Origin of the sequence: Azospirillum sp. (genome assembly GCF_035628975.1) — a bacterium.
GTDB lineage: Bacteria > Pseudomonadota > Alphaproteobacteria > Azospirillales > Azospirillaceae > Azospirillum.
On the sequence record NZ_DASPIS010000064.1, the window covers coordinates 1 to 14,229 of the forward strand.

At 68.3% G+C, this 14,229-nt stretch carries 14 protein-coding genes; 10 read left to right on the plus strand and 4 right to left on the minus strand.

The window, feature by feature from the left end:
* Nucleotides 1-329: 329 nt before the first annotated feature.
* The 4 genes from VD964_RS14535 to VD964_RS14550 all read left to right on the plus strand — a co-directional run bounded on the left by VD964_RS14535 (nt 330) and on the right by VD964_RS14550 (nt 2,743).
* Nucleotides 330-611, plus strand: a complete 282-nt coding sequence (locus VD964_RS14535; protein WP_324869280.1) for a hypothetical protein — start codon at nt 330-332, stop codon at nt 609-611.
* A gap of 609 nt (nt 612-1,220) precedes the next feature.
* The gene (locus VD964_RS14540) at nt 1,221-1,808 is read left to right on the plus strand and encodes a YgjV family protein (RefSeq protein WP_324869281.1); all 588 of its coding nucleotides are present in this window, start codon (nt 1,221-1,223) and stop codon (nt 1,806-1,808) included.
* A 115-nt stretch (nt 1,809-1,923) separates the two neighbouring features.
* Nucleotides 1,924-2,367, plus strand: a complete 444-nt coding sequence (locus VD964_RS14545) for a PA2169 family four-helix-bundle protein (protein WP_324869282.1) — start codon at nt 1,924-1,926, stop codon at nt 2,365-2,367.
* A 139-nt stretch (nt 2,368-2,506) separates the two neighbouring features.
* Nucleotides 2,507-2,743: a hypothetical protein gene (locus VD964_RS14550; protein ID WP_324869283.1), complete on the plus strand. Its 237-nt coding sequence runs from the start codon at nt 2,507-2,509 to the stop codon at nt 2,741-2,743.
* Here VD964_RS14550 and VD964_RS14555 read toward each other — a convergent pair.
* Nucleotides 2,727-2,975: a DUF1289 domain-containing protein gene (locus tag VD964_RS14555; protein WP_324869284.1), complete on the minus strand. Its 249-nt coding sequence runs from the start codon at nt 2,973-2,975 to the stop codon at nt 2,727-2,729. The two genes, VD964_RS14550 and VD964_RS14555, sit on opposite strands and share 17 nt — an antisense overlap.
* Before the next feature lie 116 nt (nt 2,976-3,091).
* Between VD964_RS14555 and VD964_RS14560 the strand changes: the two genes are divergently transcribed.
* Nucleotides 3,092-4,819, plus strand: a complete 1,728-nt coding sequence (locus VD964_RS14560) for a hypothetical protein (RefSeq protein ID WP_324869285.1) — start codon at nt 3,092-3,094, stop codon at nt 4,817-4,819.
* Between the two features lie 27 nt (nt 4,820-4,846).
* On the opposite strand, the gene VD964_RS14565 is transcribed toward VD964_RS14560, so the two are convergent.
* The 3 genes from VD964_RS14565 to VD964_RS14575 form a co-directional block, all read right to left on the minus strand.
* Nucleotides 4,847-5,629 (minus strand): DUF1003 domain-containing protein, encoded by a 783-nt coding sequence (locus tag VD964_RS14565; RefSeq protein WP_324869286.1) that lies wholly within the window; start codon nt 5,627-5,629, stop codon nt 4,847-4,849.
* Nucleotides 5,630-5,897: 268 nt separating this feature from the next.
* Entirely contained in the window at nt 5,898-7,721 is a 1,824-nt protein-coding gene (locus VD964_RS14570; protein ID WP_324869287.1) for a phosphoenolpyruvate carboxykinase (GTP), read from the minus strand.
* Between the two features lie 532 nt (nt 7,722-8,253).
* Nucleotides 8,254-9,066, minus strand: coding sequence for a HugZ family protein (locus VD964_RS14575; RefSeq protein WP_324869288.1), 813 nt, complete (start codon nt 9,064-9,066; stop codon nt 8,254-8,256).
* A 296-nt stretch (nt 9,067-9,362) separates the two neighbouring features.
* Here VD964_RS14575 and VD964_RS14580 point away from each other — a divergent pair, with 296 nt between their 5' ends.
* The 5 genes from VD964_RS14580 to rapZ all read left to right on the plus strand — a co-directional run bounded on the left by VD964_RS14580 (nt 9,363) and on the right by rapZ (nt 14,136).
* Nucleotides 9,363-10,058 (plus strand): response regulator transcription factor, encoded by a 696-nt coding sequence (locus VD964_RS14580; protein ID WP_324869289.1) that lies wholly within the window; start codon nt 9,363-9,365, stop codon nt 10,056-10,058.
* Nucleotides 10,030-11,805: a stimulus-sensing domain-containing protein gene (locus VD964_RS14585; RefSeq protein WP_414637152.1), complete on the plus strand. Its 1,776-nt coding sequence runs from the start codon at nt 10,030-10,032 to the stop codon at nt 11,803-11,805. Before VD964_RS14580 ends, VD964_RS14585 begins: the two co-directional genes overlap by 29 nt.
* 240 nt (nt 11,806-12,045) lie before the next feature.
* Nucleotides 12,046-12,414 carry a hypothetical protein gene (locus tag VD964_RS14590; protein WP_324869291.1) on the plus strand — a complete coding sequence of 123 codons (369 nt, stop codon included), beginning with the start codon at nt 12,046-12,048 and terminating at the stop codon, nt 12,412-12,414.
* A gap of 229 nt (nt 12,415-12,643) precedes the next feature.
* Nucleotides 12,644-13,162 (plus strand): HPr kinase/phosphatase C-terminal domain-containing protein, encoded by a 519-nt coding sequence (locus VD964_RS14595; protein ID WP_324869292.1) that lies wholly within the window; start codon nt 12,644-12,646, stop codon nt 13,160-13,162.
* Nucleotides 13,159-14,136, plus strand: coding sequence for an RNase adapter RapZ (rapZ, locus tag VD964_RS14600; RefSeq protein WP_324869293.1), 978 nt, complete (start codon nt 13,159-13,161; stop codon nt 14,134-14,136). Before VD964_RS14595 ends, rapZ begins: the two co-directional genes overlap by 4 nt.
* The last annotated feature ends 93 nt before the right edge of the window (nt 14,137-14,229 follow it).

Below are 14,229 nucleotides of genomic sequence, written 5' to 3' on the forward strand. Positions count from 1 at the left end.
ACCGTGACCGACGGCATCATGCAGCCACGTGACGGAAGCAATTGATCCAGAAGGGGTTCCGGGACCACGGGGTGGCACAGTGGAGAACAGGAATCATTCCCAAGCTTACGACGAGGGTTCGATTCCCTTCACCCGCTCCAAACGCCGCACCGGTTGCGGTTCGAAAATTCCCTTTTGAAAATTTGATCGTGATGGCTGAACGGTCTGTGCCGGTGGGTACGGATGGGCGCTCTCTTTTGCGTTGGCGGTTCGCCGATGGCGTGATTGCCGGGCTGGCGGCGATCCCTGAGGCTGGGCGGTGTCGTCCGTTTGCCAGAAGGGGAACGCCCATGCAGCCGATCGAACGAGCACGCCGCCTCAGCCGGTCCCTGCAAGCGCGCTTCCGCATCGACCTGTTCTCCGCCCTGGTGGAGCGCGAGTTCGAACGGCGGCTGGCGGAAACCATCCTGGAGGCGGAGCGCGACGCCTATCGTCGGGGGCGCGAGGAGGCCCTTGCCGGATCGGGCGGCGCCGCAGTTCCGGTGAGCACAGAGGACCGGAAAGCCGCGGTCAATCCATCTCCGCGGCGGGAAGAGGGGACATGGCCGGGCGGGAGGCCCATGACCATGTGAGGCCCGCCCGCTCGGCGCATGCGTAATGCCAGGGGCGCTGGTCGCCATGACCGGCCCAATGCGGATCGCCCGTGCGGATCGGCCGCCCGCAGGCGCAGCACAGCGGACCGTTGCGCGTCGTACGCCCGGATTGGGCGCGCGTGGCGCCGGTCTTGGCCGATTTCGGCTTCGGTTCCCATCCCAGCGACGCGGGATGCCGTCCGTACTGCGCCATGGTCTTTCCCCTGATTTGCGATGATCCCCCGATCACGGCCGTACCGCGTCGATAGGCGTCGATAACAACGCGGTCGTGGCGGAGCGAGAATGCCGTCGTTGCGCTGCATTGCCAACAACAAGGATGGACAGGTTCCAACCCGAAATCGTTGCTCTTCCGTGGGGAAGGCGGCTCGAAACTCTTTGTTGTCGAACGGCTGTGCAGAGAATACACAATAGTCACTACAGAGTTCGGCGTGCTTCACATGATTGCCTCCGCCAATTGTCTGGGGCCATGGAGCGGTCATCTTTTGGTCTGTTTCCGGTCACACTGCCGTTCATAACCAGTTAACCGTCGGAGACTAGCGTCCGCTGCCTTCGCTGCATTGCGGCATGTTCTTCATGCGAAGGCACTCCATGACGGCATTTCTACTGGATTATCTTCCCACCCTTACCGCCATTTCTCCCATTGCGGCGACCGGCATTGCCGGACTGCTGGCCGGAACCCTGTCGACGCTGCTCGGCGACCGGCGGGCGATCCTGTTGGCGCAGGCGATGGCGTCCACGCTTTTTCTGCTTCACTTCCTGTTGCTGGGGGCCTGGACCGGCATGCTGATGTGCGCGCTGGGGCTGGTGCAGATGGCCGTGCGCTGCCGGCTGCAACCGGGACGGGTGCTGGGGCTGCTCTATGCGCTGACCGTGCCGGCGGCCCTGGCGGTGGCGGCGCTGACCTGGCAGGGGCCGATGTCGGCGCTGTCGGCAACCGGCTTCCTGCTGGCGACGCTCGGCCGCTGGCAGGGCGCGGTCGGGCGGATGCGGCTGTTCTTCGTCGGCGCGACGCTGGTCGGGTCGGGTCACAATCTGCTGGCCGGGTCGGTCTTCGGACTGGTGTCGGACGCGATGGCGCTGACCGGGCATGGCCTCGCCCTGTGGCGCGCCGGGACCTTCCGGGGGCTGTTCGGCCGCCGGTCCGCCGTGCCCGCCGTTTCCGGGGCGGCTGCCTAAATCCGTCAGCGCACCCCACCGGTGCACCCCCGATTGCTCCCGGTGCGGCGCGGGAACATTCAGCCCTACGGCAGGGTTGTGGCAACGAAGGGGATGTTTGGGAGGACCTGCCGTCATGGAAAAAGACCAGATCGTCGATACGCTCAACGACCTGATCCGCATCGTCGAGGACAGTCACGAAGGTTACCGGCAGGCCGCCGAAACCGCCGAGGACGAGGATCTGAAGGCCCTGTTCAACGATCTGGCCGCCCAGCGCGGCGCCATCGTCCGCGAGATCCAGAGGCTGGTCGCCGAACAGGGCGGGGCGCCCGACATGGGCGGCACCATGATGGGCGGTGCCCACCGCTTCTTCCTGGAACTGAAATCCGCCGTGATGGGCCACGACTGCGCCGCCATCATCGCGGAGGTCGAACGCGGCGAAACCGAATGCCTGCGCCGCTTCGACGAAGCCATGGCGAAGGAGCTTCCCCTGCCCATCACCGCCGTCATCGCCCAGCATCTGGACCGCATCCGCGTCGACCGTGACCGCATGGCGGCGTTGCGCGGGGTGGTGGCATGATGGTGCGTCGCAGCATTGCGGGGGCGCCGGAGCGGGCGTAGGCTTTCCGTCCGTGGTCCAGCCCGCTGGCCGGACCAACTGCCCCGCCGATCATCCGGCTTATGGTGGCCGGATGTCGGCTCCACCTGGACATGGATTGATGAACAGCGACAAACAGAAAGCAGACCAGTCCGGCAACGATCTGGTCACCAAGGGCGCTTTCGCCCTCTACCACGCCGAGAACGCCCACCGCGTGGCCGAATTCAAGAAGTCCAAGAATGCCGAGGCGGCCATCGCCGCCGATTTCGACGCCTACCGCTCCCGCTATCTGCGGAAGTTCAAGGATGTCTTCGACAGCCTGTCCGAACAGGGGCTGACCGTCACCAGCGCGATGTGACCCGGCCGGGCGCCACAGCAGGCGCCTGCCCCGATATCCCGGTCCCCGCCGCCGCCGCACGACGCCGGTCCGCCGCGTCCAGCACCGCGAGGCGCCCGGCGGGATCGAGATCCCTCCAGACGATGATGTCGTTCAGCGTCCGGTAACAGCCGACGCAGACCTCCCGCTCGTCCAGCGTGCAGAGCCGGATGCAGGGGGATGGAACCTGATCGTCGCGGGTCGCTTGCGTCATGGCGCGACTGTGCCAAGGCCGCTGCATCGCGGCAAGCGGTGCGTTGCGCAAGCCACGTCTCCCGAATGGGATGGGAAAGCCGCAGGCCCGCCGCTATACTGCGCGGCATGGCCCGCATGCTGTTCCTCCGCGACATCGACGCCGACGTGCAACTGCGCTGCCGCGCCTGCGGGCATGGCGGCGTGCTTCCCCGTGCCATGCTGGAACGGCGCTTCGGCCCGAACTATCCGGTGCTGTCGATCGCACCGCATTACCGCTGCTCGCGCTGCGATTCCCGCGACATCGAGAGCCGGCCGATCCTGGCGGCACCGCCGGCCGCTTCATTCGAGGCCGCGAACGAGGAGCCGTCCTTCGACGCCCCGCTGGCGGCGCTGAACGGCCTGCTCGCCTCGTTGCGCGGCGGCGGTCCGGTGGTGGGAGCGCAGACCTCGTCTCCGCCTCCCCCCCCACCGCCTCCCCCACCGCCTCCCCCACCGCCTCCCACTGCCCCGATGCGCGGCAAGCCGCTGTCGGAGCTGCCGCTGTCCGATCTGGTGGCCGATGGTCCGGGGGATGACGGCGCCGCTCCGCTGTGGGAGCCGGTTTCGCTGGCGGACATGGCGGCACGGCTGGGTGCGATCAGGCCGGGCGACGATGAGCCCGACCGCGACGGCGAGTTGGATGGCGGCGAACCGGTCGATGCGGAATGGGACGATCCGGCACCGCCGGCCTCCGCGGGGGAAGAGATCGCCCGCAACACGGCGCTGAACTCCGATCCCGACGAGGGCGGGGATGAGACACTGGCGGCGATGCATCGCCTGCTGGCCCAGGCCCACTGGAGCGAGGACGACGAACCGGACGACCGCAAGCCGGCGCCTGCCCGCCGTTTCGAGCAGCCGGAATCCGAACCGGACCTCGACGGGCAAGCGAAAGAGGATCGGCCGCCGGTCTTCTCCCATAAGGTCCTGGTGCGCAGGGATTTCGATGAGGATTGGGCCGATCCTGACTCCGACCGCTGGCAGGACGACAACGACGACGACGACGACGACCGCGACGCGGCGGACGGCTTCGATGAGGATGAGGAGCCATCGGACGAGGAGATCCTGTCCTTCGCGATCCGCGACCCGGAAAAGCCGGCTGCCCGACCGGCCGTCCGGCCGGCGGTCAAGTCTTCGAAGCCCGCCGCACCGCCGCCGGCCGATGAACCGCTCGATTTCGACCAGCACCGGGCCGAACGCCGTGCCCAGCGACCGCCCCCGCCGCCGGAGGATGAGGAAGGCTTTGACCGCACCCTCGCCGCTCTGCGGTCGATGATCGAGGACGCGGCCAACGACACGGACGACGACGCTCCGCCCCCGCCGCGGAAGTCACCTGCCGCGAGGGAAAGGGGCATCGGCAGAGGCCCCGACGGGAACCCCGGCAGGAACGCCGACAGGAACCCCGGCACGGCGGCCAGTTGGGAGGATGAGGACGCGAGCCGGGACGATCCGCTTTCCCGCTTCGATGCCGATCCGGCGCCCGATCCGGAGATGGACCCCGATCCCGACCGGGATCCGGCGCCGGCGGGGCGCCGCTCTGCCCAGGAACGCGAGATCGAAGAGGCGATGAAGGCCTTGCGCGGCCTGATCGAGGAGGAGGTGACGCCCGAGCCTCCTCCGGCACCCGCCCCGCCGCCGAAGCCGCGCGCCGGCAAGCCGCGCCCGCCGTCCCGCATCGAGCCGCCCGCTCCTCCGGCGGAAGAGGCAGAGCCCGCGGAACCGGCTGCCAAGCAGGCCGCTCCCAAGGCGGTCGATCCGACGCCGCTCAGCAAGACCATCGCGGCACTGCGCGGCATGCTGGAACTGGACGGCAAGCGCAAGCGCTGACGCGACTGCCGTCCTGTCGGCAAGCGATCACTTGCGCAGGCGCTTTTCCTGCATGATCTCCAGCTGCAGCTGCTGGATTTCGGTCAGGCGCTGCCATTGGCGCTGGATCAGGTAATCCATCTTCTCGTGCAGGTGCCGGATTTCCAGCTCGGCCTTCAGGTTGACCCGGTAGTCGTTCTCGGAGCGCAGCCTGTCCTTCGCCTCCTGCCGCTTCTGGCTCATCATGATGACCGGGGCCTGGATGGCGGCCAGGCAGGACAGCAGCAGGTTCAGCAGGATGAAGGGGTAGGGATCGAAGGCCTTCGGATCGCCTTCGAGGATGTTGATGATCATCCACACGCCCAGGAAGACGGCGAAGGAGATCAGGAAGGCCCAGCTGCCGCCGAAGCTGGCCAATCCGTCCGACAGGCGTTCGCCCAGCGTGCGGCGGTCGTCGTATTCCTCCTCCGGGTTCTCGGCCAGCGTCTCGTGGCGGGCGAGGCTTTCGGCGACCTCGCGGTCCAGTTCGCTCAGCTCGCCATGTTCGGCCTGCAGCAGCTCCGCCACATAGAGCGAGCGGTAGCGCGCCAGTTCCTGTCGGCTGATCTGCGAGTCCGGCTCCAGATGCGGGTGGTCCTGCCGGATGCGGTCGGCGAGGTTGGGGCGCAGCGCGTCCAGTGCGATCAGGTCGCGCTTGGGCCGGCGCTTTCCGCTGATGGCGCAGGGCTGGCGCCTGGACGCCAGCAAGGCGGCATCCTCCTGCTCCGCGGCGGTAAGGTTCGGCACTGCCGACTCGTCGCCGTCCTCCGGTGGAAGCTGATGATCGGTCATGATGTCGCCCTCCCTCGAATGCGCGGACCGGGGTGACCGACTTTATGCCCGACCATTGCGACAAGCCGGTTAAATCGCTGAAAGATCGGAAGATCCGGCAAAGAGCGGGAGCCATTGCAACGGCTGGAGACTTGCCGCGGCATGAGGCACGACCGGCTGCCGCCTCGGCGGAGCCAAGATGACAGGCGGTTCATCCTTATCCGCCGCATAAGGAAAAGGGGCCGCCTTGCGGCAGCCCCCATCCTTACCTGTGCGGCGTTTCGGCCGGTCAGCCGATGCGCCAGACCTCCGGGCTGTTCTCCAGCCGCTTCAGCAGGGCGATCCGCTGCTGCTCGATCTCGCTGGGCAGGCGGTCGCCGAAGCGGTTGAACAGTTCCTCCTGGTCCTTCGCCTCGGCCTCGGCCTCCTTGCGGTCGATGTCCATGATCTTGGCGAACTTGTCGGCCGGGAAGTTCAGGCCGGACCAGTTCAGATCCTGGTAGCGCGGGGAGTAGCCGAAGGGCGATTCCGCCACGTCGGTGGCGCGGCCGCGGACGCGGTCGACGATCCACTTCAGCACGCGCATGTTGTCGCCGAAGCCCGGCCAGACGAACTTGCCGTTCTCGTCCTTGCGGAACCAGTTGACGCGGTAGATGCGCGGCAGGCTTTCCACCTTGCCTTCCATCGACAGCCAGTGGTTCCAGTAATCGGCCATGTTGTAGCCGCAGAAGGGCAGCATGGCGAACGGGTCGCGGCGGATGGCGGCCTGGCCGACGGCGGCGGCGGTGGCTTCCGAGCCCATGGTCGCGGCCCAATAGACGCCTTCGCGCCAGTTGTAGGCCTCGAACACCAGCGGGAAGGTCTTCGACAGGCGGCCGCCGAAGATGAAGGCGCTGATCGGAACGCCGGCCGGATCCTCCCAGGCCGGGTCGATCGACGGGCACTGCGCCGCCGGGGCGGTGAAGCGGCTGTTCGGGTGGGCGGCGACGCGGCCGCAGCCCGGGGTCCAGTCCTTGCCCTGCCAGTCGATCAGGTGCGCCGGCGCCTCGTCGGTCAGGCCTTCCCACCAGACGTCGCCGTCGTCGGTCAGCGCGACGTTGGTGAAGATGACGTTGTGGTCCAGCGTCTTCAGCGCGTTCGGGTTCGACTTCACGCTGGTGCCGGGGGCGACACCGAAGAAGCCGGCCTCCGGGTTGATGGCGCGCAGCGTGCCGTCGGGCTGCGGCTTGATCCAGGCGATGTCGTCACCGATGGTGCGGACCTTCCAGCCCTCGAACTCCTTCGGCGGGACCAGCATGGCGAAGTTGGTCTTGCCGCAGGCCGACGGGAAGGCGGCGCCGACATAGGTCTTCTCGCCGGTCGGGCTTTCCACGCCCAGGATCAGCATGTGCTCGGCCAGCCAGCCCTGCTCGCGGCCCATGGAGGACGCGATGCGCAGTGCGAAGCACTTCTTGCCCAGCAGCGCGTTGCCGCCATAGCCGGAGCCGTAGGAGACGATGCGGTGCTCCTCCGGGAAGTGGACGATGTACTTGTTGTCGGCGTTGCAGGGCCACGCCACGTCCTGCTGGCCCGGCTCCAGCGGCGCGCCGATGGAGTGCAGGCAGGGGACGAAGTCGCCGTCGCCCAGGATGTCCAGCACCTTCTGGCCCATGCGGGTCATCAGGCGCATGTTGACGGCGACATAGGGGCTGTCGGAAATCTGCACGCCGATGTGCGAGATGTCGGAGCCCAGCGGCCCCATGCTGAACGGCACCACATACATGGTGCGGCCGCGCATGCAGCCCTCGAACAGGCCGTCCAGCTTGGCCTTCATCTCCTCCGGGTCCATCCAGTTGTTGGTCGGACCGGCTTCCTCGCGCGAGCGCGAGCAGATGTAGGTGCTGTCCTCGACACGGGCGACGTCGCCCGGATCGGAGCGGCAGAGGAAGGAGTTCTGGCGCTTGGCCTCGTTCAGGCGGATGAAGGTGCCGGCCTCCACCATCTCGTTGCAGAGACGGTCATATTCCTCCTGCGACCCGTCGCACCAGTGAACGCGTTCCGGTTTGCATTTCAGCGCGATCTCCTCGACCCAGGCCAGGAGCTTCTTGTTCCGCGTCCGCATATTGCCAGTCATATCGTCCTCTCGAAGGCTGGGCCGGTACCGCCGCGCCGGGCATCCCCCACCGGGATCCCGCGGCCGGTCCGGCCGTCTTTGTCCGTTGTCGTGTCAGATGGAAAGCGTCCGCCGGATCAGCGGTGTGCCGGTCCGAACGGGCGGCAGGGCCGGAGGCCCGCCGGGATCAGCGGCACCGCGCAGGCGCGGCGACGAAACGGTGCAAAGGGCGGCCCTGAGGCGACAGGTCTGGGGGCCATTGGCCCGGACGGGAAACGGGTCGATCCGTTATGGTCCACTGAAGTGTTCTCCTGGTTGCGCATGCCCGAGCGCCGCCTTCTTGTTATTGGTGCGGCGCCCGGTCGTGTCGAAGCGACCTCTCGGCTGGTCGTTCGGGCTGACGGTTGGCTTCTCGTCTCTCTCGGTCTGTGATCGCGCCTTTTGGCTTGTTCCGCCTTCGGCTTCTTTGGCTGTTGTGGTCGGGCTCTTTTCAATGGCCCTTTATCCGGGCGTCCCTGTTGGTCGGGCGTCCCTTCTTGGGCTTCGGGGTCCGTCAGGCGCCCCCTTTGCCGGTTGTCGCATGTCCTGGCGGTCCGGTCCCGTCCTGCGGCCGGATCAGTGCATCCAGCATCAGTCTAGCCGATTCCGGGTCGTGGATTCTCTGCTCAAAATCGACGCGGGCGACGTACCCCCCGCGTCGCAGATCGCATCCCTCCGGGTCCACCCCGGTCAAGCTCCAGCTTGCCCCTTGCCCGGTGCCGTCCCCATCCGTGGAGGGAGCCAGCCGGGGGCCGTACCCCTCGCCGTTCAGGCGGTCGAGCAATTCCGTCTCCCCCGCCGCCAGTGCGGGAGCGGAGGTGGGCAGGTCCAGCTCGGCGGCGGACAGCCAGTGGATGCGGCCGAAGCCGGCGACCAGATGAGCGCGCTCCACCGTCACGCGGTAGATGGCGAAATCGGCGAAGCCGGCATAGAAATCGGCATCGGGATGGCGGCGCAAGTAACGCGCCCGGTGGGCAGGGTCGTCCGACCGCTCCGCGCGGCCCAGGACCGACAGGCGCGCACCGGTCAGCGGCTGCGCCAACCCGGCGGTGCCGTCGAACAGCAGTCCGACCCGGCTGTCGGCCAGCAGATTGCGGGTGTGGTCGGCCAGTGTGGAAAGCAGAAGCAGCGGGCTGCCGTCATGGTCGAACGCCACCAGCACCAGCGAGGGGTAGGGCCAGCCGCCCGTGTCCGCGCCGCCGGCCTCGGCGCTGCCGGTGCCGTCGGGCCGTTGGGCGGTGGCCAGCGCGGCGCGGTCGCAGGCGCGCATCAGGCGCCGGGCACTGGTGGCCGGAGCCGTGCCGCCCGGGCGGTCGCCGGGAGGCATCGCGCCCTCCCTCACATCCGGAGCGGTGCCGGCCGGAGAGGACGCCGAAAGGGCGTTCAGAAAACTCATTCCAAAACGAGTGCGTTCTCCCGCGCGGCACCGTTGTTCGGCGCCGCATTGCCGCCATATTGGACCATACAAATGCTGCGGGAAAAGAGAAAACTGCCGCTGGTACCTGGACTCTGGCATAAAGTATTGGGATGACCACCCGGCCTATGCCTGATGTTTCCGCTAACATTTCAGGTCCCGCCCCGCTCGACCGTTCCGTTCTGACCGATTGGGAAGCTGTTACGACCATGGCCCACACCGTCGCCCTGGTGGATGACGATCGCAACATCCTGGCTTCCGTCTCCATCGCCCTGGAGGCCGAAGGTTTCGACGTGCGCACCTATACCGACGGCGCCGAGGCGCTGCGCGGCCTGACCCAGCGCCCGCCCGACCTCGCCGTGCTCGACATCAAGATGCCGCGCATGGACGGCATGGAGTTGCTGCAACGTCTGCGTCAGACCAGCCACATCCCCGTCATCTTCCTGACCAGCAAGGACGACGAGCTGGACGAGCTGATGGGCCTGCGCATGGGGGCGGACGACTACATCAAGAAGCCCTTCTCGCAACGCCTGCTGATCGAGCGCATCCGGGCTCTGCTGCGGCGCGAGGCGCTGCGCGGGGAGACCGCCGACGCCGATCCCGGCCAGATGATCACCCGCGGGCCGCTTCTGCTCGACGGCGCCCGCCATGCCTGCAGCTGGAAGGGCCAGCCGATCGACCTGACGGTGACCGAGTTCCTGCTGGTCCGGGCGCTGGCCCAGCGGCCGGGCCATGTGAAGAACCGCGACCAGCTGATGGACGCGGCCTATGGCGAGCATGTCTACGTCGACGACCGCACCATCGACAGCCACATCAAGCGGCTGCGCAAGAAGTTCAAGGCGGTCGACGCCGACTTCTCCCAGATCGAAACGCTCTATGGCGTCGGCTACCGGTACAAGGAGTAGACCGGTGTCCGCGACGGGCGGAGTGCGGCCCAAGGAGAGGCCGGTGCAGCGGCGCGGCGTGTCGCCGCTGACCCTGCGCATCCTGGCGGTGAACGTGCTGGCGCTGCTGGTGCTGGCGGCGGGCCTGCTCTATCTCGGCCGCTACCAGGACCGGCTGATCCAGGCGGAGACCGAGGCGCTGACCACCGAGGCGCGCATCTTCGCCTCCGCGCTGGGCGAGGGCGCGGTGAACCGCATCCTGACCGCTCCCTCCCCCACCGGCGCATCCACCACCGACGAGGGGGGCGAGCGGTTCGAACTGGCCCCCGAACTGGCCCGGCCGATGGTCCGCCGCCTGGCGGAGGCGACGGCGACCCGCACCCGCCTGTACGACATCGACGGGCACATGCTGTCCGACAGCCGTGTGCTGGTCGGCTCGCAGGGGCGCATCGAGATCCGCGAGCTGCCCACTCCGCCCGCCGGCGATCCGGTCAGCCGCGCGATCAACGACCTCTACACCCGGCTGATCGACGTGGTGCCCAGCCGCGAGGGGTTGCCGGCCTACCGCGAAGCGCCCGGCCGGCCGAACCCCGACGTGGAGCGGGCGCTCGGCGGCGAGGCGGCGGCCACCGTCTGGCGCGTCGACGGCGAGGGCGGCGACCCGGAACTGCTGCTGACGGTGGCGGTGCCGGTGCAGCGCTACCGCGAGGTGCTGGGTGCGGTGCTGCTGGCGCGCAACGGCGGCGAGATCGACCGGGCCATCCGCTCCGTCCGTTTCGACATCCTGCGGGTGTTCGGCGTGGCGCTGCTGGTGACGGTCGCCTTGTCCTTCTATCTTGCCGGCACCATCGCCCGGCCGATCCGCCGGCTGGCCCAGGCCGCCGACCGGCTGCGCACCAGCCACGGCCGCCATGCCGGGATCCCCGACCTGACCCGCCGCGGCGACGAGATCGGCGAGCTGTCCGGCGTGCTGCGCGAGATGACCGACGCGCTGTGGACGCGGATGGACGCCATCGAACGTTTCGCCGCCGACGTCGCCCACGAGATCAAGAACCCGCTGACGTCGCTGCGCAGCGCGGTGGAAACCGCCGGCCGCGTCAGCGATCCGCGCCACCGCGACCGGCTGATGGCGATCATCGCCGACGACGTGCAGCGGCTGGACCGGCTGATCAGCGACATCTCCAACGCTTCGCGCCTCGACGCCGAGCTGTCGCGGGCGGAGCCGGAACCGGTCGACATCGGCCTTCTGCTGACCATGCTGGCCGAGCTGCGCCAGACGGTTGCCGAAACCGTGGACGAGACGGTGGCGGCCGGTGGTGGCGAAGCGCCTGGAGAAGGCGGCGCGGAGGATGGCCGGCCCATGCCGCCCCGCGTCGTGATCGACATTCCCGCGGGCGAGCGGCTGGTGGTGCCGGGGCTGGAGGGGCGGTTGACGCAGGTGTTCCAGAACCTGATCGACAACGCCCTGTCCTTCTCGCCGCCGGGCGGCGTCGTGCGGCTGTCCGCCCGGCGCACCGGACGCACCGTGACCGTGGTGGTGTCGGACCAGGGGCCCGGCATCCCCGACGGGAAGGAAGAGGCGATCTTCGACCGCTTCTACACCGAACGTCCGGCGGGCGAGAAGTTCGGGACTCATTCCGGTCTCGGACTTTCGATAGCAAAGCAGATAGTCAGCGCTCACAACGGTGCGATATCCGCGCGAAACCGTCAGGTATCGGAGGGAGCGGTCGACGGCGCCGACTTCACCGTTACCCTGCCTTTGTTATGAGACCTTCGACTAAAATACATACATCTGCGGCACTATCGGGTGGACAAGCCCGGTTTATCGACCGATCATGGCGGTGGTCGTTCTCGCTTGCCGGCTGATGCGGCGGCCGGTCCCTATCGGCCCGGTTGTTTCCTCCGCTCCATATGGTGATCGAGGGGTGGCCATCCCCCGGAACAAACATGTGGGGTTGCCGTGCCTGAGTCCGCTCCGCCCGAGTCGCTCGCGAACAGGTTGTCCCCAATGGGTTCCCGTTGCCGTGGATCCGTCCCGGGAGAGGCCGAGGTCGTCGACCTCCGCCGCTACCGGCTGGCCCGCCTGATCCGCGATGCCGGACGGCAGCAGGGGGAATTGGCCCGGCTGATGCGGGACGGCGCACGGGAGCGGAACCAGCTGGCGGAAGCACTGCAGGGCGCGCAACGCCATCTCGCCAGCATCGCCGACAATTACAAGGTCCTGCTGGTCCGGCTGCAGCGGGAAAAGGACTTTCGCGACGCCTGCCAGGAAGCGGCGGAGCTGGAGGATCTGGACGAGATGATCCGCCGACGCGACGCCCTTGCCCTGGAACTGGAGGCCATCCGCCGCACCCCCCGTGGGGTCGCCGGCAACTGAGCGGCTCCGTATGCGGAAGCCGGGCGGGTGGAGCCGGGACGCGGGGCGATCCTGCGATCGCGGCTCTTCATCCGGCGTCTCCTCCCGTGTTCCGGCAGGGTGTGATCCGCACCGAAAGAACGGTCCGAAGCGGATGGGGGATCCCGGTCAGGTTTCCCCGCCTGACCAGTCGGGCCACCGTTCCGTTTCCATTGACAGAACCCGCGCCACGTCTCACCTTCGCCAGACTATGGTGACGATTCACGGCACCTGCGTCTTGCTCTCCGAGATCGGCGTGCTGCTGCGCGGGGAGTCCGGACGCGGAAAATCGGATTTGGCCTTGCGACTGATCGACGGTGGCGCCCGGCTGGTCTCGGATGACCGGGTGGCGCTGCGCGCCGCCTCCGGACGGCTGACCGCTTCGGCCCCGCCGGCGCTGGCCGGGCTGCTGGAGGTGCGGGGCGTCGGCATCCTGCCGGTTCCGTCCGTCGCGTCGGCCGATGTCGGGCTCGTCGTCGATCTGGTGCCGCGCGACGAGGTGGAACGCCTGCCGCAGGCGGAGACCGAGATGCTGATGGGCATCGCCCTTCCCCGGCTGGGCCTGCACGCCTTCGACGCCTCCACCCCCGCCAAGATCCGTCTTGCCGCCGCCTGCCTGCGTGACGGACGGCTGGAGCGGGTGCCCGCCGGCCTGTCGGCGCAGCCCGGTCCGGCCCAACCCAGCCTGACCCAGCCCAGCCTGACCCAGCCCAGCCCGGTCGCGCCATGAGCCTTTCCGACGTGCCGTCCGATCCCGCCACCAGCGCGCCGGCCAACCCTGCGACGGCCCGCGGCCGCGTCGTGCTGGTCACCGGCCTGTCGGGCGCCGGCATGTCGGTGGCGCTGAAGGCGCTGGAGGATCTGGGATACGAGGCGGTCGACAATCTGCGCCTGTCGCTGGTTCCCGCCCTGATCCAGCAGGCCGACCCGAAGCGCCGGCCGCTGGCGCTGGTGATCGACAGCCGGACCCGCGACTTTTCCGCGCAGAACTTCCTGGACGAACTGGCGGAGTTGCGCGGCCGCGACGACCTGGACGTCAGTCTGGTCTTCCTCGATTGCGGCGACGAGGTGCTGCAGCGCCGCTTCACCGAGACGCGTCGCCGCCATCCGCTGGCGGAGGACCGGACGGTCCCCGACGGCATCCAGCGCGAACGCGCCCTGCTGTTCCCGCTGAAGGAGGAAGCCGACGTCACGATCGACACGACGCAACTGTCCATTCACGATTTGCGGCGCATTCTGTCGGGGCATTTCCGGCGTGACGCCCAGGCAGCCCTGCAGGTGTTCGTGACCTCCTTCTCCTTCCGCCAGGGTCTTCCGCGCGAAGCCGATCTGGTCTTCGACGTGCGGTTCCTGACCAACCCGCATTACGACCCGGAGCTTCGGCCGCTCACCGGCCTGAACCCGGCCGTCGCGGCACGGGTGGAAAGCGACCCCGACTTCCCCGCCTTCTTCCGGAACCTGACGGAGCTGCTGCGCCCGCTGCTGCCCCGCTACAACCAGGAAGGAAAGAGCTATCTGACCATCGCCATCGGCTGCACCGGCGGCAAGCACCGGTCGGTCTTCATCGCCGAACGGCTGGCCGCCTGGCTGAAGGAGCAGAGGCTGCGGGTCAGTCTGAGCCACCGCGAACTCGACCGGCTGGGGCTGCGCACCGCCGGCCAGACCGGCACCCCGGCCGGCAGCCAGACCGGCAACATGGGATGATGCAAATTGCGCCTTGACGACCATACGTCCAACCAACGATCCAGATGCGATGCGGGCGGTTGCCGTGCGGCAGCGGTTCTCGCGCAGGTCTCC

Coding starts and splice junctions, on each gene's coding strand:
- VD964_RS14535 (WP_324869280.1), top strand. CDS start 330: ATGCAGCCGATCGAACGAGCACGCCGCCTCAGCCGGTCCCTGCAAGCG.
- VD964_RS14540 (WP_324869281.1), top strand. CDS start 1,221: ATGACGGCATTTCTACTGGATTATCTTCCCACCCTTACCGCCATTTCT.
- VD964_RS14545 (WP_324869282.1), top strand. CDS start 1,924: ATGGAAAAAGACCAGATCGTCGATACGCTCAACGACCTGATCCGCATC.
- VD964_RS14550 (WP_324869283.1), top strand. CDS start 2,507: ATGAACAGCGACAAACAGAAAGCAGACCAGTCCGGCAACGATCTGGTC.
- VD964_RS14555 (WP_324869284.1), bottom strand. CDS start 2,975: ATGACGCAAGCGACCCGCGACGATCAGGTTCCATCCCCCTGCATCCGG.
- VD964_RS14560 (WP_324869285.1), top strand. CDS start 3,092: ATGCTGTTCCTCCGCGACATCGACGCCGACGTGCAACTGCGCTGCCGC.
- VD964_RS14565 (WP_324869286.1), bottom strand. CDS start 5,629: ATGACCGATCATCAGCTTCCACCGGAGGACGGCGACGAGTCGGCAGTG.
- VD964_RS14570 (WP_324869287.1), bottom strand. CDS start 7,721: ATGACTGGCAATATGCGGACGCGGAACAAGAAGCTCCTGGCCTGGGTC.
- VD964_RS14575 (WP_324869288.1), bottom strand. CDS start 9,066: ATGCCTCCCGGCGACCGCCCGGGCGGCACGGCTCCGGCCACCAGTGCC.
- VD964_RS14580 (WP_324869289.1), top strand. CDS start 9,363: ATGGCCCACACCGTCGCCCTGGTGGATGACGATCGCAACATCCTGGCT.
- VD964_RS14585 (WP_414637152.1), top strand. CDS start 10,030: ATGGCGTCGGCTACCGGTACAAGGAGTAGACCGGTGTCCGCGACGGGC.
- VD964_RS14590 (WP_324869291.1), top strand. CDS start 12,046: ATGGGTTCCCGTTGCCGTGGATCCGTCCCGGGAGAGGCCGAGGTCGTC.
- VD964_RS14595 (WP_324869292.1), top strand. CDS start 12,644: ATGGTGACGATTCACGGCACCTGCGTCTTGCTCTCCGAGATCGGCGTG.
- rapZ (WP_324869293.1), top strand. CDS start 13,159: ATGAGCCTTTCCGACGTGCCGTCCGATCCCGCCACCAGCGCGCCGGCC.